The organism is Methylocystis sp. SC2, assembly GCF_000304315.1.
GTDB lineage: Bacteria > Pseudomonadota > Alphaproteobacteria > Rhizobiales > Beijerinckiaceae > Methylocystis.
On record NC_018485.1, the window covers coordinates 2,211,772 to 2,229,723 of the forward strand.

General features: G+C 65.8%; 18 protein-coding genes. 5 read left to right on the plus strand and 13 right to left on the minus strand.

Annotated features, from left to right (window positions below):
* Nucleotides 1-9 precede the first annotated feature (9 nt).
* The 7 genes from BN69_RS10710 to BN69_RS10740 all read right to left on the minus strand — a co-directional run bounded on the left by BN69_RS10710 (nt 10) and on the right by BN69_RS10740 (nt 8,405).
* Entirely contained in the window at nt 10-1,437 is a 1,428-nt protein-coding gene (locus tag BN69_RS10710; RefSeq protein ID WP_014891625.1) for a lipopolysaccharide biosynthesis protein, read from the minus strand.
* A complete protein-coding gene (locus tag BN69_RS10715) occupies nt 1,438-4,572 on the minus strand; it encodes an isoleucine--tRNA ligase (RefSeq protein ID WP_014891626.1) in 3,135 nt (1,044 codons plus the stop codon). It lies immediately after the preceding gene.
* Between the two features lie 336 nt (nt 4,573-4,908).
* The gene (locus BN69_RS10720) at nt 4,909-5,184 is read right to left on the minus strand and encodes a hypothetical protein (RefSeq protein ID WP_014891627.1); all 276 of its coding nucleotides are present in this window, start codon (nt 5,182-5,184) and stop codon (nt 4,909-4,911) included.
* Between the two features lie 64 nt (nt 5,185-5,248).
* Nucleotides 5,249-6,220, minus strand: a complete 972-nt coding sequence (locus tag BN69_RS10725) for a bifunctional riboflavin kinase/FAD synthetase (RefSeq protein WP_014891628.1) — start codon at nt 6,218-6,220, stop codon at nt 5,249-5,251.
* Nucleotides 6,221-6,237: 17 nt separating this feature from the next.
* Nucleotides 6,238-6,723: a MaoC family dehydratase gene (locus tag BN69_RS10730; RefSeq protein ID WP_014891629.1), complete on the minus strand. Its 486-nt coding sequence runs from the start codon at nt 6,721-6,723 to the stop codon at nt 6,238-6,240.
* A gap of 60 nt (nt 6,724-6,783) precedes the next feature.
* Complete coding sequence (locus tag BN69_RS10735; RefSeq protein ID WP_014891630.1) at nt 6,784-7,692, minus strand: TIGR01459 family HAD-type hydrolase; 909 nt, start codon at nt 7,690-7,692, stop codon at nt 6,784-6,786.
* On the minus strand, nt 7,689-8,405 hold the full coding sequence (locus tag BN69_RS10740) for a carbonic anhydrase (RefSeq protein ID WP_014891631.1): 717 nt from the start codon (nt 8,403-8,405) through the stop codon (nt 7,689-7,691). The genes BN69_RS10735 and BN69_RS10740 overlap by 4 nt, the downstream gene beginning before the upstream one ends.
* A gap of 156 nt (nt 8,406-8,561) precedes the next feature.
* Here BN69_RS10740 and BN69_RS10745 point away from each other — a divergent pair, with 156 nt between their 5' ends.
* The 3 genes from BN69_RS10745 to BN69_RS10755 all read left to right on the plus strand — a co-directional run bounded on the left by BN69_RS10745 (nt 8,562) and on the right by BN69_RS10755 (nt 12,280).
* Nucleotides 8,562-9,431 (plus strand): HpcH/HpaI aldolase/citrate lyase family protein, encoded by an 870-nt coding sequence (locus tag BN69_RS10745; RefSeq protein WP_014891632.1) that lies wholly within the window; start codon nt 8,562-8,564, stop codon nt 9,429-9,431.
* 68 nt (nt 9,432-9,499) lie between these two features.
* Nucleotides 9,500-10,861, plus strand: a complete 1,362-nt coding sequence (locus BN69_RS10750) for a COG4223 family protein (protein ID WP_014891633.1) — start codon at nt 9,500-9,502, stop codon at nt 10,859-10,861.
* A gap of 15 nt (nt 10,862-10,876) precedes the next feature.
* Nucleotides 10,877-12,280: a heme biosynthesis protein HemY gene (locus BN69_RS10755; protein ID WP_014891634.1), complete on the plus strand. Its 1,404-nt coding sequence runs from the start codon at nt 10,877-10,879 to the stop codon at nt 12,278-12,280.
* Here the strand turns inward: BN69_RS10755 and BN69_RS10760 are convergent.
* Genes BN69_RS10760 through BN69_RS10770 form a run of 3 tightly spaced genes read right to left on the minus strand, consistent with a single transcriptional unit; the run spans nt 12,277 to nt 14,647 of the window.
* Entirely contained in the window at nt 12,277-12,831 is a 555-nt protein-coding gene (locus tag BN69_RS10760; protein ID WP_014891635.1) for a Smr/MutS family protein, read from the minus strand. The two genes, BN69_RS10755 and BN69_RS10760, sit on opposite strands and share 4 nt — an antisense overlap.
* Nucleotides 12,828-13,943 (minus strand): murein transglycosylase A, encoded by a 1,116-nt coding sequence (gene mltA, locus BN69_RS10765; RefSeq protein WP_014891636.1) that lies wholly within the window; start codon nt 13,941-13,943, stop codon nt 12,828-12,830. Before mltA ends, BN69_RS10760 begins: the two co-directional genes overlap by 4 nt.
* Before the next feature lie 2 nt (nt 13,944-13,945).
* Complete coding sequence (locus BN69_RS10770; protein ID WP_014891637.1) at nt 13,946-14,647, minus strand: Tim44/TimA family putative adaptor protein; 702 nt, start codon at nt 14,645-14,647, stop codon at nt 13,946-13,948.
* 115 nt (nt 14,648-14,762) lie between these two features.
* On the opposite strand from BN69_RS10770, the gene BN69_RS10775 reads away from it, so the two are divergent.
* Both BN69_RS10775 and secB read left to right on the plus strand, forming a co-directional pair.
* Nucleotides 14,763-15,224 carry an FxsA family protein gene (locus BN69_RS10775; protein ID WP_014891638.1) on the plus strand — a complete coding sequence of 154 codons (462 nt, stop codon included), beginning with the start codon at nt 14,763-14,765 and terminating at the stop codon, nt 15,222-15,224.
* A 79-nt stretch (nt 15,225-15,303) separates the two neighbouring features.
* The gene (gene secB / locus BN69_RS10780; RefSeq protein WP_014891639.1) at nt 15,304-15,780 is read left to right on the plus strand and encodes a protein-export chaperone SecB; all 477 of its coding nucleotides are present in this window, start codon (nt 15,304-15,306) and stop codon (nt 15,778-15,780) included.
* Here secB and dnaQ read toward each other — a convergent pair.
* From dnaQ to BN69_RS10795, 3 genes are read right to left on the minus strand one after another with little or no spacing between them, the layout of a single operon-like run.
* Nucleotides 15,777-16,493, minus strand: a complete 717-nt coding sequence (gene dnaQ / locus BN69_RS10785) for a DNA polymerase III subunit epsilon (protein WP_014891640.1) — start codon at nt 16,491-16,493, stop codon at nt 15,777-15,779. The two genes, secB and dnaQ, sit on opposite strands and share 4 nt — an antisense overlap.
* A gap of 3 nt (nt 16,494-16,496) precedes the next feature.
* The gene (gene coaE, locus BN69_RS10790; RefSeq protein ID WP_041926930.1) at nt 16,497-17,087 is read right to left on the minus strand and encodes a dephospho-CoA kinase; all 591 of its coding nucleotides are present in this window, start codon (nt 17,085-17,087) and stop codon (nt 16,497-16,499) included.
* Between the two features lie 11 nt (nt 17,088-17,098).
* Entirely contained in the window at nt 17,099-17,725 is a 627-nt protein-coding gene (locus BN69_RS10795) for a Maf family protein (protein ID WP_014891642.1), read from the minus strand.
* Nucleotides 17,726-17,952: the final 227 nt, after the last annotated feature.

Genomic DNA, 17,952 nt, shown 5'->3' on the forward strand with positions numbered 1-17,952 from the left:
CGGGCCGCGTCACGAGCGCGCAAACCGCCGGTCGAGCCACGTCGTCGCAAGCACGCCCAGACCGGCGATGTCGAAGGCGACGGTCAACAGCCCGTAAACCGCCGCGCCGGTCGGGACCTGAACGATGAGCGCCAGAATGCCCGGACTCATCTCGCGCAGGGGCGTGAGCGCGAGCGACATTGCGCCCGTCGCCACAAGCGCGGCGAACATGTCCCAGAACGACGGCCAGACCGGCTGCGTGCGCAGCGCGAAATAGACCGTCGCCACAAGCGCCGCGATATAGGCGCCGGCTTGCGCGATCGCGAGATTGGAGGCGTCCGCGCCCCAGGGCAGGATCAAGAGCAGCGCCAGGCCGAAGGCGACCGCCGCAAGCGCCGCGACCATCAATGGCGCCGTCTTTTTTTCGATCTGAAAGACGGGATTGACGCCGAACAGAATGACGCCCATCGCGAAAAGTCCCGGAAGCAGCAGGCCGAGGTAATGGCCGAAGGGACCGCGATATTGCGCCGGCACGATGAGCGCTTCGATCGACGGCATGACGAACCAGAGGCCGGCGCACGCCGGCAGCAAAAAGGCGACGACGACGCCCATGTTGCGCGCGATCTGCTGCTTGGCGCGGTCGACGCCGTGGCGTTCATGCGCGGCGACGGCGATTTGAAACAAGAGCACGTCGAGCGCCGAACCGAGCGCCTGCACCGCACGCACGCCAAGATCATAGGCCAGCGCGAACTGGCCGGTTTCGGCGAAACCGAAGACGCTCGCCACGATGGAGCGCGCCACAAGCGGCATCGCCTGATAGAGAAGATGCGCGGTCACGATCGGCGCGCTATAGGCCGCAAGCGCACGCGCATTCTGACTCGAGGCGGCGCGAATGTCGGCGCCGGGATCAAGCAGCGCGCGACGTCCGAGAATGACCGTGCCGAATAGGCTCGCGACGCCGCCGGCGAGCGCCACCGCAGCCGAGTGAAAGATGAAGGCGCCGCCGCCAATCAGAACAAGCGACAGCGCGTTCTTGGCGAGCATGAGGCGCACATAGGCGTGATCATGAAAACGCGCGCGAACCAATGCGGTGCAATAATCGAAAAGCCCGTTGGCGACCGACGTCAGCAGCGCAAGCAGAATGAGGTTGGTTTCGAAGTCGAGCGGCGGCCCGGCAAGCGCATAAGCGCCAGTCGCCAATGCAAGGAAGAGCGTGACGGCGATGAAGGCCGCGTCGAGCGTCGAGCGCACCACCGGCTCTTTGTTGCGCGTGCGCTTTGAGTAAAAGCGAGTCGCCGAAAGACGCAGCCAATCATAGAGCGCCGTCTGCACGACCACCGCGATGGAGAAGGCGAGCGCGAAGCGGCCATATTCCTCGGGGCCAAGAAATTTCGCCACCGTGAGGCCGATGACGAAATTTACGATCGTATTGGCGAGAAATGCGAGAAGAACGTTCACTTACGCGCCTGCCCCGCTCCAGCGGCCGAGCGCGACAAGCTCACGCAACGCCTGTGCGTCGCGCGGCGTCACGTCGGGATAATCCGGGTCCGCCGCCGCGGGGTCGAAATATTTCCACGAGCGGGCGCATTTGACGCCCGCCGCGCGTTGCGAAACGACGCCGACGCCCGGCGCTTCCGGCAGGCGGAAGGCGTCCGTCGGCGCTTCTCCCGGCAGGACGCGAATATCCGAGGCGATGCAGATTTCGGCGAAATCGACGCCCTCCAACGCCGCGCGCAACGACTCATCCTCGACATAGACGATCGGCGCCGCCTCCAGCGAAGAGCCGATGCGCTTTTGCGCGCGTTCGATTTCGAGCGCGCCGGTGACGACCGAGCGGATCTTGCGGATCTTCTCCCATTTGGCGGCAAGCGCGTCGTCGCGCCAGGCGTCGGGAATGGTGGGAAAATGCTCAAGATGCACGGATAGCGCGTTCGGAAAGCGCGAAAGCCACGCCTCCTCGGCGGTGAAGACGAGAATCGGCGCGAGCCATGTCGTGACGCTGCGGAAGATGCGATCGATGGTCGCGAGCGCCGCCTTGCGTTTCACGCTCGAGGGCGGATCGCAATAGAGCGCGTCCTTGCGCACGTCGAAATAGAAAGCCGACAGCTCGCTCGTCATGAAATGGGTGAGCAGCGCGACGACGCGCTTATAGTCGTATGCCGCATAGGACGCGCGGATCGACTCGTCGAGCTGATGCAGACGATGCAGCATGAGACGCTCGAGCTCTCCCGCCTCGCGCATCGCCGCATCGTCATTTGGCTGATAATGCGCCAGCGCGCCGATCATCCAGCGGCTCGTGTTGCGCAGCTTGCGATAAAGCTCGACGAAGGTCTTCAGGATTTCAGGTCCGACGCGCAGATCGTCGGCGTAGTCGGAGGCGGCGACCCAGAGCCGCATGATGTCGGCGCCGGAATCGGCGATGATCTTTTGCGGCGCGACGACATTGCCGAGCGACTTCGACATTTTGCGCCCCCGCTCGTCGAGCACGAAGCCATGCGTCAGCACGGAATCGTAGGGCGCCCGGCCGCGCGTGCCGCAGCTTTCGAGCAGCGAGGAATGAAACCAGCCGCGATGCTGGTCGGAGCCTTCGAGATACATGATCTCGTCGTCGCCGCCGTCGCGCTTGCGGCGGATGCCGGCGAGCATCGGGAAATGAACGGGGTCTTCGAGCGTGAAGGCGTGGGTCGAGCCCGAATCGAACCAGACGTCGAGAACGTCGGCGATTTTGTCGTAATCCGCCGCGTTGTAATCGGGTGAAAGAAAACGCTCGGCGGCCTTCGCTTCATACCAGGCGTCGGCGCCTTCCTTTTCGAACGCCGCGATGATGCGGGCGTTGACGCGCGCGTCGACGAGCGGCTCATGCGTCCCCTTCCTGACGAAGACGGCGATCGGCACGCCCCAGGCGCGCTGGCGTGACACGACCCAGTCGGGACGATTGGCGATCATGCCGCGAATGCGGTTCTCGCCCGCCGCCGGCGTCCATTGCGTGCGGGCGATTTCCTCAAGCGCGATCTCGCGAAGCGTGGGGGCGTTGCCCACCTCCCTCTTGAGGGGGGAGGTCGCGTCGCGCAGCGACGCGGGCGGGGGTGACGATTTCGATCCCGCGCCGCGTTCACCCCACCCCGCGCCTTCGGCGCGACCCTCCCCCTCGAGGGCAGGGTGGGAGAGCGGTTTATCCATCGCGATGAACCCAGACGCGATGGATTTATCCATCGCGATGAACCATTGCGGCGTGTTGCGGAAGATCACCGGTTTCTTCGAGCGCCACGAATGCGGATATTGGTGCTTCAATTTTCCGCGCGCGATCAGATTGCCGGATTGAACCAGCGCGGCGATCACCGCTTCATTAGCGTCGCCCTTGTCGCCCTTGTCGGTGATGACGCGCTTGCCGGCAAAGCCCGGCGCGTCCGTCGTATAGAAGCCGTCCTCGTCGACCGTATAGGGAATGCGCGAATCGATGCCGCGCGCCTGCAGCGCGCGCGCGTTCGCCATCCAGATGTCGAAGTCCTCGCGGCCGTGTCCCGGCGCGGTATGCACGAAGCCCGTGCCCGTATCGTCGGTGACATGTTCGCCGTCAAACAGCGGCACGTCGAAATCATAGCCAAGATGCGCAAGCGGATGCGCGCAGATCAGCTCGGCGAGCATTGTTGCGGGAACGTCGTGCAGGCGCTCGTAGCCGTCGACCTTCGCCGCCTTGAAGGCGTCGCTCGCGAGCTTGTCGGCGATGACGAAGGTCGCGCCCGGCAGCGCCCAATTGCCCTCAGGCGCATGGGTGACCCGGTAGAGTCCGTAGTCGATCTTCGACGAGAAGGAGATCGCGCGATTGCCGGGAAGCGTCCAGGGCGTCGTCGTCCAGATGATGATGCGCGCGTCGCTCAGTTCGCCTGCGGCGCCCCGCGGGATCGGAAACGCCACCCAGACCTGATCGCTGGTATAATCCTCATATTCGACTTCGGCTTCGGCGAGCGCCGTCTTTTCGACGACGCTCCACATCACCGGCTTCGAGCCGCGATAGAGCAGGCCGTTCGCGGCGAATTTCATGATCTCGCGGGCGATCGTCGCTTCCGCCGGATAGGCCATCGTCGAATAGGGATGATCCCATGCGCCGGCGACCCCTAAGCGCTTGAACTCCTCGCGCTGCACGGAAAGCCAATGTTCGGCGTAGGCGCGGCACTCGCGCCGAAAGGCGATCATCGCGTCGGGATCGGTGAAATCGGGCTTCTGCTTTCCTACGGCGCGGTAATTCTCCTCCTCGATCTTCCATTCGATCGGCAGGCCGTGGCAGTCCCAGCCCGGCACATAGACGCAGTCCTTGCCCGTCATGCGCTGGCTGCGGGTCACCAGATCCTTGAGGATTTTATTCAGCGCATGGCCGATATGGATGTCGCCATTGGCGTAGGGCGGGCCGTCGTGGAGCGTGAATTTCGGACGGCCTTCGCCCGATTCGCGCATCTTCTGCTCCAGGCCGATCGTCTCCCAGCGCTTGAGGATTTCCGGTTCGCGCTGCGGCAGGCCGGCGCGCATCGGAAAATCGGTGACCGGCAGATAGAGGCTTTTCGAATAGTCGGGCCCGTTCGGGCTGTCGTCGTTCATCGTCGTGAAAACCGGCTGGGGCGGACGCGGGCGCCCTAAGCGCCGCTATTGCCGCGCTGATTAGAGGATTTGTGGAAAGAGCGCCAATCCGCGCCGCGCCCGGACCCTGCGCGAGCCTTTAGCTCAGGAGCGCGCTGCGAAAAAGCGGCGCCTGGTTTCTCGCATTGTGCGCGCTCCAAACTATTCAGAGCGATCACGGCGTCTGCATTTGGGCGATCGCGCCCAAATGCAGCGTGATCTCGCGCGGGCCGGGGCCGGTAATTCGAATGGCGGTCAGGAAAGGCATCTGGTCCTTAATAGCAGCGCAAGCCGAACGGGAAAAGACGGCCGGCGCTCCTAGCGGGGGCGCCTCAGCCCCAGCAGTCCGGCGAGAAAGGCGAGGCCGCCCGCCGCGACGGCGATGACGAGCAACACCAGAAACGCCCCGGACAGCAGCGTGAACCCGATGAAGAGAAACAGCAGCAGCGCGGCGGTGACGAACAGGCTTTGCCAGGGCGAGAGCTTGACGACCTTGACGCGACCGCCGCCGCCCGTTGCGACCCAGATCCGAGAGGCGTCGGTCTCCTCGCCCGGCAAGATGATTTCGACCCGTCCCTTGGGCTCTTCGTTCATAACGGCTCCCTCCTGTCGAGGACGATGTCTCCAAGCTAGATCGCGCGCAAATTATGGCAACAGATCATTCGCCCTGCGTCGACGCGCCGCTGTCGGCCAAGAGTCTTCGCGCCTCTTCGACGTCGACGCGCATTCTTTCGACGAGCGCCTCGACGCTGTCGAATTTTTGTTCCGGCCGAATGAAGCCGTAGAAGGCGACTTCGACCTCCTTGCCGTAGAGGTCGCCGTCGAAATCGAAGAGGAAGACTTCAAGCAGCGGCGCGCCATTGTCAAAGGTCGGCCGGCGTCCGAAGCTGGCGACGCCCTGATGAACCTTCCCCTCGACCTCGATCGTCACCGCATAGATGCCGTGCTTGAGCCGATTGGCGGGATCGAGCGCGATATTGGCGGTGGGAAAGCCCAATTCGCGTCCGCGCTTGTCGCCGTGCCGCACGACGCCGCGAATGAAATAGGGATGGCCGAGAAGCCGGCGGGCCAACGCCGCGTCGCCGCGCTCGAGCGCTTCGCGGGTCGCCGTCGAGGAGACGGCCTCCAGGCTGCCTTCTTCGTCCTGGGTGATGCGGTCGACGATCTCCACGATCATCCCGAGCCGTTCGCCTTCGGCGCGCAGGAACTCCGGTCCGCCTTCGCGACCGGCGCCGAAACGAAAATCATAGCCCGCGACGACCGCCGAAAGCTGCAGGCGCTTGTGCAGGATCTCTTGCGTGAAGACGCGCGCCGGGCTCTGCGCGAAGTCCTTGTCGAAGGTGAGCACGATAATCCCATCGAGGCCGAGCCGGGCCGCCTGCGCCGCCTTTGCGTCGGGCGGCGTGAGGCGAAAAATCACCGTCCGGCCCGCAAAAAAATCCGCCGGATGCGGCTCGAACGTCAGCAGAATGCAGGGAAGCGAGAGTTTCGCGGCAAGCGCCTGCGCCCGTGCGATGACGCCGCGGTGGCCTCGATGGAGCCCGTCGAAATTGCCGACCGCCGCGACCGCGCCTTCCAGTCCAGGCGGCGGCGCTTGAGGGTCGCGCGCGACAATGAAGGAGGCGGACACGGCCCGGGCCGGAAGAATCAAGCCGAGGCCGGCTTCGCCTCTGCTGGCGCCGGCGCCGCGGCGCGCATCACCTGCTCGCGACTGGGCACCATCACGAAGGCCTCGCCGTCGAGCACGACCTTGCCGTCGACGAGACATTCGCATTTGAGTTTGGCGCGCCGGCCTTTTTCAATCAGCTCCACCACCTCGACAATGACGGTGATGACGTCGCCGATCTTCACCGGCGCGCGGAAATTCAGCGTCTGCGACAGATAGACGGCGCCGGGGCCAGGCAGATACATGCCGATGACCGTCGAAATGAGCGAGGCCGTATAAAGGCCATGGACGATGCGCTCGCCAAAGCGCGTCTTCGAGGCGAAGTGATCCGACAGATGAATCGGATTGCGGTCGCCGGAAAGATCGGCGAAGGCGATGACGTCGTCGTCCATCACCGCCTTCATCAGCGTCTCGCGCATCCCGACGCTCAGATCTTCGAAATAGTAGATTTTGAACGGCGTCGACATGGAAGCCACCGGAAAGTTGCGTCGCGGATCTGACCGCAGGAGAGGCCTGCGCAGCCCCTTTTACCAGAAAAGCTCGCGAGCCAAAGCCTTGGGACGGGCGCCGGCGCGCGCGAAGAGCGATTCGAGCGCCGCTTCGTCAAGCGCGCCGCCGCCGGGATGCAGTTCGGCGCGATGCACGCCATGGATGATGAAGAGGCAGTCGAGCCCGGCGCGGCCCGCGCCGGAAAGGTCGGTGAAAGCGCCGTCGCCGATCGCCAGCGTGCGCGCCTTGTCGACATCGCCGCCGCGCAAATTCCTGAGCCGCTCCAAGGCGGCGGCGTAGATCGGGGCGTGGGGCTTGCCCAAGGTCAGAACCCGGCCGCCGATCGCCGCATAGCGTTCGGCGATGGCGCCGGCGCAGTAGACGAGATCATTGCCGACGGCGACGACAATGTCGGGATTGGCGCACAGCATCGTCAGATCGCGCGCCTTCAGCTCCGCGAGTTCCTCGTCATAGTCCGAGGGCGCTTCGTTGCGCTCGTCAAAGAGGCCGGTGCAGACGACATAATCGGCGGCCTGCGGCCCGACGCGCATGACCGGCGCGCCGAGACGCCGCGCGGCCGCGCGGAACAGACCGTCGTCGCGTGCGGGGCCCAGGTGGTAGACCGCCTGTCCGGCGCGCGCGACGATCTCGCGCAGCGCCAGCTCCCCCGCCGAGAGGAGATCGTCGAAACAGTCCTGCGGAACGCCGAGGCCCAGGAGCTGGCGGCGCACTTCTTCGTCCGGGCGCGAGGCGTTGGTGATCAGCACGACAAGCCCGCCTTGCGCGCGGAAGCGCCGCAAGGCCTCGGCGGCTTCCGGGAAGTGGCGCCGGCCGTCGATCAGCACGCCCCAGCCGTCGCACAGAATCGCGTCATATCCGTCGGCGATGTCGCGCAGGCCGGCGATGAACGGAATGCGGCCGCGGTCCGCCGAGGCGCCCGCCGTCAAAAGCGCGCCTCGGCGAATGCGGCGGCGTAGGCTCCATCGCAGACGGGATTGAAGACCCCCGTCGATTCGTCGAGCAGGAACAATCGCCCGTCCATGATTCGAAACAAGGCGCCGTGCAGCCGCAGATGCCGGTGATGTTCGAGCACCTGGATCATGGGAAAGGAGCGCAAGTTGCGCAGCGTCTGCCTCACCGACTCGAACTCCAGACGCTCCACATAATGGGCGTCCTTGGGATCAGGCCGAACGCCCAGGCGATCAGCCGCGGGGCCAAGCATTTTGATCCAGTCGCCGATAAAGTCGCTGTGGCTCAGCCGCGGCGTGTCGGGATCCGCGGCGATCTCCGCATAGGCGCGCACCCCGCCGCATTGCCCATGGCCGAGCACCACGAGATCGGAAACCTTTAGCGCCATGACGGCGTATTCCAGCGCCGCGGAAGCGCCGTGATAGTGATCGTCGGGCTCGTACGGCGGCACTAGCGCCGCGACGTTGCGCAAAACGAAAAGCTCGCCGGGGCCAGCGTTGAAGATGGTCTCGGGCGCGACGCGCGAATCGCAGCAGCTGATGATCATCGTTTTGGGCGTCTGGCCCCTGACCGCCAATTCTTCGAATCGGTCGTGATCGGCCATGAAACGCCCGCGAATGAAGGACTCATAGCCCTCAATGAGGGTTTCCGGCAGACCGGTCGCGCCGAACGACTGCTCGTGATCCGCCATTTAACGTTCCCTTCGCGCGCCTGACCAGGTCGGTCTCGGCAAGTCCGCCTTGGCTAAGTTCGCCTTGGTCAAGCGGATGGCGGACCCTGGGGTTATTGTGTAGATCACGCGGCGGGGTCAAGAGCAGGCCGAATCGTTTCGATGCTGGAGTTTTGAATGATTTCGCGACTAAAGCGCAGCGTGCTGGCGATGCCGGGCTCGAACGCCCGAGCGCTGGAGAAGGGCAAGACGCTCGCCGCCGACGTCCTGATGTTCGAACTTGAAGATGGGGTCGCGGACTCCGCCAAGGCGACGGCGCGCGCGCAGGTCGCGGCGGCGGTGGCCGGCGGCGGCTATGGCGCGCGGCAGCTCGTGGTGCGGGTCAACGCCCGCGGCAGCGAGTGGTATAAGCCCGACATCGCCGCCATCGCGCCGCTCGGGCCAGACGGGATCGTCATTCCCAAGGTCAGTTCACGCGACGAGATTTTGAAGGCGGCCGCCGATCTCGTCGCCGCCGGCGCCCCGTATAAGACGCGCCTCTGGGCGATGATCGAGACGCCGCGCGCCGTCTTGGACATCGATAAAATCGCCAGCGCCGCGGACGATCGGGCCTCGCGACTCGAGGTCCTGGTGCTTGGCCCCAATGACATCGCCAAATCGACGCGCGCGCGGCTCACGCCCGGACGGCCGGCGCTGTCGTCCTGGCTTTCGGCCGGCGTGCTGGCGGCGCGGGTCCACAACATCGAGATCATCGACGGGATTTACAACGACTTCAACGATCTCGACGGGCTACGTCGCGAGGCGGAGCAGGGGCGCGACTTCGGCTTTGACGGAAAAATGCTCATTCATCCGGGCCAGATCGGTCCGGTGAATGAAATTTTCGCGCCGAGCGCCGAGGAGGTCGATTTCGCCCGCCGGATCATCGCCGTGTTCGACGAACCGGAAAACGCCGACAAGGGCGTGGTGCAGATCGACGGGAAGATGGTCGAACGTCTGCATCTCGACATTGCGCGCCGCACGTTGCAGCTTGTCGAGGCCTCAGGCTGAAGACCGCCTGTTTTGCGGGCGCCGAACGCATCAACTATAAGGATGCGCGGGACAGCAAGGATGAGCCAATGGTCTTGCCGAACGACGAAGAACCGAAGCGCGTGGAATCTTCGGAAGCGCCCATCGATCATACAGAATCGCCGTCTGAGCCGCCGCCGCCGGTCAGACGCAAACGGCGCTCCTTCTTCGGCAGGCTGACGTCGACGCTGCTGCTGCTCGTCCTCATCGCGGGCGCGGCTCTTTACGCGGCCATCGCGTTCAAGGACCGGGACGAGCGGCTGAAGATCGTCGCGGACTATGCCGAGCCTTACGTCGGTCAGGCGAGCGGCGCCTTAGGAGAGCTGAAAGACCGGGTCCGCGCGCTGGTGGGCGACGGCGAACCGACGCAGACGACGGCGATCGCGCCTGAGCCTTCGTCAAGCGATTCGCCCAAGTCCGGCGTGGAAGCGCCTGCGCCCTCCGCCGCGCCGGCGAAGCCTGCCGAAACGGCGGTCGAACGGGCGCCGCCGGCGCCATCCGCGCCGGCGCAGAACGCCGCCATTGAGTCGCAGAACGCCGCGATCGAATCCCAAAAAGCGGCGGTCGCGGCCTTGCACGTCCGGGTCGATTCGGCCGAAGAACTGGCGCAACGCGCCTTGCGCGCCGCCGAGTCCGCCGAGGCGGCCGCCAACGCCGCCAAGAGCGCCGCCGAAGCGGCGGCGAAGGCGAGCCCGGCGACTGCCGCTACCGCCGCTACCGCCGAACAGGGGGGCGCGCTAACCGCCAACGAGCAGGTGACGGCGCTTGAAGGCCGCATCGACGAACTCGGGAATGAGACCAAGGCGCTGCGCGAGCGCCTTGAATCTTCGAAGGGCGAGACGCGCGCGGCGCCGGAAGCCACGGCGGCCACGGCGGCTAAAACTCCCGACGGCCCTGCGGCGATCGTCGTCGTCGCCTATGCGCTGCAACGCGAGTTGGAGGCGGGCCGGCCTTATGCGCTCGAGACGAAGGCGCTGGCGCGGCTCGGCGCCGATCCCGCCGCGCTGGCGGCCCTCTCGCCATTCGCGGAAAAGGGCGCGCCGACCGCGGCGCAACTGAAGGCGGACTTCGCGCCGGCCGCCAAGCGCATTCATGCGCTTGAGAGCGGCGCATCCGGCGATCTTACCGAGCATCTGATGAAGGGCGCGAGCAAACTCGTGCGCGTTCGTCCTTCCGGTCAAGCGCCGACGACCGAGGCTCAGACGGTGGAAGAAAAAGTCGCTCACATCGAAGCGGCGCTCGCCCATGGCGATCTCGCTCAGGCGAACGCCGTTTTCGCGGCGCTCCCCGAAGCGGCCCAGAACGAAGCCAAGGACTTCGGCGCGACCTTGCGCGCCCGCGTCGACGCAGGACGGGCGGCCGACGATCTGCTGCATGGCGCGATCGCCGCGCTCGGCGCAACGAAAGAGTAAGCGGGATCCATCGCCATGCTGTTTCTCTTGTTCTTCATCATCGCGCTCGCCGCGGTCGCCTATGGACTCGAATGGCTGATCGAACAGCCCGGGTCGCTCACGCTGGATTTCGCCGGCTATCAGTTCGAAGCGTCGATACCGGTGGCGGTGGCGGGTCTGCTGCTGGTCATCGCCGCGACGGTCGTCCTCTGGGCGATCGCCATGGCGCTGCTGCGGCTGCCTGGCCGTTGGAGCGGCGGGTCGCGGACGAAGCGCCGGGACAAGGGATTCGACGCGCTTTCGCAGGGATTGATCGCCGTCGGCTCCGGCGACGCCGCCCGCGCCCGCAAGGCCGCGCATGTCGCCGAACGGCTGCTGCCGAGCGAGCCGCTCACACAGGTTTTGAAGGCCCAGGCGGCGCAGCTCGCCGGCGATCGGCGGGTCGCGGAAGAGACCTTCCACAAGATGACGCTGAAGCCGGAGACAAAGCTGCTCGGCTTGCGCGGGCTGCATATCGAAGCGCGCCGACGCGAGGACGCCGACGCCGCGCATCATTTCGCCAAGGAGGCCCATGACATCGCGCCAGTGCCCTGGGCGGGCGCCGCGATGCTCGAACATCTCGCCGCGCAAGGCGACTGGCAGAAGGCGCGCGAAGCGATCGAGGCCAGTCTGACCGCCAAGGCGATCGACGCGCCCACGGCGCAGAACCTTCGCGCCGTGATCGAAACCGCCATGGCGATGGAAAAGGAGCGCGATCATCCGCATGACGCGCTCCATCTCGCACGCCAGGCGCTAAAGCGCCGGCCGGGCTTTGCGCCCGCCGCCGTCGCCGCGGCGCGGGTGCTCGTCCGCCATGGCGACCAGAAGCAGGCGCTGAAGCTGATCGAAACGGTCTGGGCGACGAAACCGCATCCTGACCTCGCCGCCGCCTATCTCGAGGCGCTGTCGGGCGAATCGAATATGTCGAAGCTCGCGCGGGTGGAGAGGCTCGCCCGCGCCGCGCCCAATGCGCCCGAGAGCCGGCATATCGTCGCCGAGGTCGCACTGTCGGCGCGCGACTTCGCCAAGGCCCGCGACGCGCTCGCGCCGCTCATCGCCGCCGGCCGTCATCCGACGGCGCACACCTGTCTGATGATGGCGGAGATCGAAGACGGAGAGCACGGACCGTCAGGTCCGGTGCGCGAATGGCTCGCCCGCGGCTCGCGCGCGCCGCGCGATCCTGTCTGGATCGCCGATGGCGTCGTCTCCAAGAACTGGCTGCCGATGTCGCCGGTCACCGGACGTCTCGACGCCTTCGAATGGAAGCCGCCGCCGGACTCCGCGCAACATCTGACCGAGGAAGGCAAGCCCAACATTCCGGCCGCGTTCCTCACGCGTCCTGCGGAATCAATCGCGCTGCCTGCGGCCGAGGTCTCGGGCGCGGCCGGGCAGCAGGCTTAGCGCGCCCGATCGGCGCGGCGGATGCGCACATAAAGCGCGCCTTCGCCGCCGTGATGGCGGGCGGCTTCGCCAAAGCCCACGACGACGTCGCGCAGATTCGGCGCTTCGAGCCACATCGGCACGACGCGCCGCAGCACGCCCCCTTCGTCGCGCGTCAGCCCCTTGCCCGTCACGATGATCGCGATTCGCGCGCCATTCGCCTGACATCTGCGCAGGAACGCCGTTAGCGAGCGCTGCGCCTCCGCCTGCCGCAGCCCGTGAAGATCGAGCTTGGCGTCGACGTCAATCCTGCCGCGCTTGATCTTCACGAAGGTGCGCGGGTCGATGTCGATCGGCCGCGGCGGCGCCTTCGGCGCCCCTGGGCGATCGCAGACCGCCGAAGGCCCCGAAGGGGGCGATGGCGCGGCGTTTTCAGCGGCCGGCGGCGTCGGCGACACGGGCTTTTGGGGACGCGCCCGAGCAGGTCGAACGTCGGCCGTCGCCATCATCCAAAGCTCGGCTTCGGCCTGCGACAGCCGGCGCGCATATCGACGGGAATTCTCCTCGCTCACGGATCGTCCCCAACGTCCTTCGGCAGCAGCACGATCATGTCGGCGCCGTGGCGGATGTCGCCGGCCCGCCGCCCCGCCGCTTCGCCCGCGCCGAAAAAAAGATCGGCGCGCGCAGGACCAATTATGGCAGATCCGGTGTCCTGCGCGATCATCAGGCGACGAAAGGGCGTTTCCGCCTCTCCTTGCCACGGAATTCGCGCGGCGATCCAGAACGGCAGGCCGTAGCACCAGATCGAGCGATCGACGGCGATCGAGCGGAACGGCGTCAGCGGCGCGCCCTGGCCGCCGATCGGTCCGATCCTGCGCCGCTCCGACGCGTCGATCTCGAAGAACACATAGGAACGATTCTGCTGCATCAACCGGCGGCCCGCTTCGCCGGGACCGGCGCCGAGCCGCCGCAATGTCTCCTTCAAAAGTTCGAGCGACATCTCGGCTTTCGTCACCAGGCCGCGCTCGATCATCAGCCGGCCGACGGACGTATAGGGCCAGCCGTTGCGCCCGGCATAGGTCAACGCCATGACGCCGCCGCCGGGCAGTCGCAGCCGCGCCGAACCCTGCACCTGGATGAGGAACAATTCGACCGGGTCGCGAACATAGGCGAGAGGATGCGCGCTCGGCGCCGCGCCTTCCTCTTCGATCGCGCGCCGATCCGGATAAGGCACGAGCGCGCCATCGGCCCGCCGTCGCGCGCTGGTCAGCGTCTCGCCGGAGGACAGGGAGAGCGGCGAGTCGTTCAAAGTGACGAGATCGCGCGGACGCGACAGGACCGGGGTCGTGAAGCCCGGCTCGGGCGACAATCTGGCGTCGACCTCCACCTCGTAATAGGCGGTGACGAAGCCCTGCGTCTTAATGGCGTGCGGGCGAAACCAGTCCTGAAAGAAGCGGCCAGGATGATCGATTGCGCCGAGCGCCGCCCGCGCGGCGGCGACGAGCGAGGGGGGCGGCGCGACGGCGCTGCGTTGTTCTTGCGCCTTGGCGTCGATGATCTCGGCGGAGCGCCGGAAGGCGTCGAAAGCGGCGGCGAGATCGTCGGCCGCAAAGCCGTCGATCTCTTCAAACTCTATGTGTTGCAGCAGATCGGACGCGGAAAACTGCGGCGCATTCCGCGACATGCTCAGTCTTCAGATTGCGTCGCGATGAGCTTCCAATTCGGATCATTCGCTTTTGCGTCGCGTGCGAAGGTCCAGCGCTCGACGACCTTGCGCGTCTGCCCGCCGTCGATCGTTTCGCCGGCCTTGTCACGCCGCACGCTCATCAGCCGAACGACGAAACGGACGGTCACCTCATTGCGGCCGGCGATGGCGCGGGCGGCGTCCACCGTCGCCGAGTCGATCGCGACGACCGCGGTCTCCATGCTTTCGCCCTGCTGCTCCCGCCGCGCGATCTCCGCCGAAAACCCGTCGAAGACGTCCTGCGACAGCAGCGGCCTCAAGGTTTCCCGGTCGCCCTTGGCGAAGGCGGTGACGATGAGCTCATAGGCGCGGCGCGCGCCGCTGACGAAGGATTTGCCGTCGAAATTGGGATCCGACGCCGCCACCGCGTCGAGGCCGCTCCAGGCGGCGGCGACGCCTTTCTCAGCCACGCCCTCCCAACGCTCGGCCCCCATGGGGCGCGCGCGCGCTTCGACGGGCGGCGCGACGTTCGACGCGGGCGCGACCGCCGCGGGGGCCGGACCGCGGGGCGCGAAGCGCGCGGGGGGCGGCGTATCGCGATCCACCCGCATTCCGAGCACCGAGCGCAGTTTCCAGATGACGAAAACCGCGAGCGCCGCGAAAACGATAAGGCTGGGATCGAAGAGATCGCCGGAGGCCGGCATTGGCAACTCCCGAATAAATTTGTCGTCGGGTATCATGTCGCTTCGAACATGTCACGAATCAAGGGGCGGGCGTATCGCCGCGGGGCGGGTAGGGCCGCAAAGATCGGATGATTCGGTGAAATCTAAGCTTGTCGGCGCCGTCCTCGCAACATGGATCGTGCTGGAGATTCTCTGTTTCGCGCTCGTCGTCCACGCCGTGGGGCTTCTCGCGGCGATGGCGCTCGCCATCGGCGCGTCGCTGCTTGGCCTCTCCGACGTGCGGCGCCTCCTCGATTTCGTCCGCGCCGGAGTGGCCGCCAAGGCGAAAGGCGAAAGCGCCGCCAAGCTCGACGGCGCCATGCTTGACGGGGCGATGCAGGCGCTCGCCTCGATCCTGCTCATTCTTCCCGGCTTCGCCTCGGATTTCGTCGGGCTGGCGCTGAAGTCGCCGTCCGTGCGGCAGAGCCTGGCGCGGCGGCTGCGGGCGCGGTCCGGGCGCGCAGACCCGCGAATCATCGACCTCGACCCGCGCGAATGGCGGCGCGAGGCGCGCGGCTCCAGGGGAAGGCCGCGCCGAAGCACGGCGAAGCAGGACTAGCGCAACGCCTTGTTCGCTTCTGACAGACGTGTTAGGCGGGCGCGAATTCTCATGACAACGGCTTTGCTGGAGATCCTACATGACCGACACCAATGGCAACGGCGCGCAAGGAGCGCCGGGCGGCGCTCCGGCCCTCAATTCGCTTGCTCAATATCTGAAGGATTTCTCCTTCGAAAATCCCAATGCGCCGCGTTCGCTCGGCGCGCAGGAGAAGGCGCCGAACATCTCGATTCAGGTCAACGTCAACGCCAAGCAGCTGGCGCCGACCGACTTCGAAGTCAGTCTGACGCTCGACTGCAAGGCCGGCGAGGGAGACGGACTCCTCTTTAAGCTCGACCTTGAATATGGCGGCGTGTTCCGACTGATGAACATTCCCGAAGAGCAGGTGCATCCGATCGTGATGATCGAATGCCCGCGCATGCTGTTCCCCTTCGTGCGCCAACTTGTGGCCGACGCGACGAGCAAGGGCGGCTATCCGCCGCTCTATATCGATCCGATCGACTTCGTCGCGCTCTATCAGCAAAAGGCCGCCGAAGCGGCCGCTCAGGGCAATTAGCGAACGACGCTCGGCGCGGAATCTTCGTCGCTTGCGATATAGCGCTCCCAGATCGGCGATTTGATCGTCGCGACAAAGGCGGAGTGGGCCGTCTCTTCGACCGCGCTTAGTCGCGGCGGGAGCGGCTCGGGGCGACGGCGCAGCAGATCGTTCAAGGCGGCGATGCGCACCGCGTGAACGGTCTGAAGCGACAGCGCCGACTGCCGTCCGCCGCAAAGCTCGGCATAGACCTCGGCGAGGAGATTGGCGTCGAGCAGAGCGCCATGCTTTTCGCGCCGCGAGAGATCGATCGCGTAGCGCTGACACAAGGCGTCGAGAGAATTCGGGCCGCCAGGATGACGGCGGCGCGCCATGGCGAGCGTGTCGATGATGCGCCCGCCGCCGAGCGGCGGCAAATTCATGAGCGCGAATTCGGCGTTGAGAAAGCGCGTATCGAATTCAGCGTTGTGAATGACCAGCGGCGCATCCTCGATAAAGTCGAGAAATTCAGCGGCGATTTCCTTGAAGATCTTGTGCTGCGCCAGAAATTCGCGCGAGAGGCCATGCACCCGGAAGGCCTCGTCCGGCATGTCGCGTTCCGGATCGACGTAGCAGTGGAAATGCCGGCCTGTCGGGATGAGATTGGAAATCTCGACCGCGCCGATTTCGACCACGCGATGCCCGCTCGACGGATCGAGCCCCGTCGTTTCAGTATCGAGAACGATCTCCCGCATTTTTCACCCGAGCCGCGCTTCAAGCGCTTTGACGATGTTTCGCACCTCTTGACGCGCTGCGTCCAGACCCCGGTCGGTATGGACCACGAAATCGGCGCGGGCGCGTTTTTCTGAATCAGGCGTCTGCTTCGACAGAATGGACGCGAATTTCTCGGTCGTCATGCCTTCCCGGGCGAGAACGCGCGCCTTTTGCACATCTTCCGGCGCGGTGACGACGACGATGACGTCGAAGTCCTTTTCGGCGCCGGTTTCAAACAGCAGCGGGATGTCGAAGACGACGATGCGGTCGCCCTGATTGCGGCGTTCGTCGATCAGCGCGTCGCGCGCCGCCCACACCATCGGATGCACGATCGCTTCCAGGCGCTTGAGCGCCGCGGGATCGTCAAGCACGCGGGCGGCGAGCCGCCGACGGTCGACGACGCCATTGACGACCACGCCGGGAAAGGCGCGCTCGATTTCGGCGGCCGCCGGTCCCTTATAAAGATCATGCACGAGCTGATCGGAATCGAGAACCGCGACGCCTTCGACGCGAAACATGTCTGCCGTCGTCGACTTGCCCATGCCGATCGAGCCGGTCAGCCCCACGCGCAACAATTTTGGCTGTGTCACGAGAGGAGCGCCCCTTCGCGCCGAAGCGCTTCGAGAAGCTCCAGCAGCGGAAGCCCCATGATGGTCCAGTAATCGCCTTCGACCTTGGAAAAGAGTTGCGCGCCCAGGCCTTCGATCTGATAGGCGCCGGCCGACGTCAGGGCGGTCTCTCCGACCGCCGTGAGATAAGCGGCGATGAAGTCCTCGCTCAGCGCGCGCATGGCGAGCTCGGCGACGACGACCGTCGCAAAGACGACGGCGCCGGCGCGCGCCAAAGCGATCGCCGAATGCAGGCGGTGCCGCCGGCCGGAGAGGAACCGCAGAAGCGCTTCGGCTTCCTGCATCGTCGCAGGCTTGCCGAATATCCTGCCTTCGCAGCTTGCGACCTGATCGGCGCCGAGCACGAGCCGGCCTTCGGAAGGAATGGCGAGCGCCTTGGCGCGCGCCAACGCTAAAGCGATCGCGTCGGCGTCGGCGCCGACCAGCCGCGATTCGATCGCCCGTTCGTCGACATCCGCCGGAATCGACTCGAAAGGAACGCCCGAATGCAGCAGCGCCTGCCGCCGGCCGGCGCTCTTGGAGGCGAGAATCAGCGGCGCCGATTCGCGCCAGAAGGCCGCAGTTGAGGTCGCCGTCACGTCCACAGCCCTCCCGCATAAGCCGAAGAGCGGGGATAAAGCGCGGTCAAAAAACGCTCCGCTTCGGTTAGCGGGCACAGAGCCCCCAAACGCTCAACAGGAGAAGCCCTGTCGAACGGATTCGCGCCGACGCCGGTACAGAAGGGATTCACAGGCCATCCACAATCCCTTGCGCCGAGAACGTCCGATACGTCCATGATTCCGTTCGCTGTCTGAATTTTTACCGCAATTGC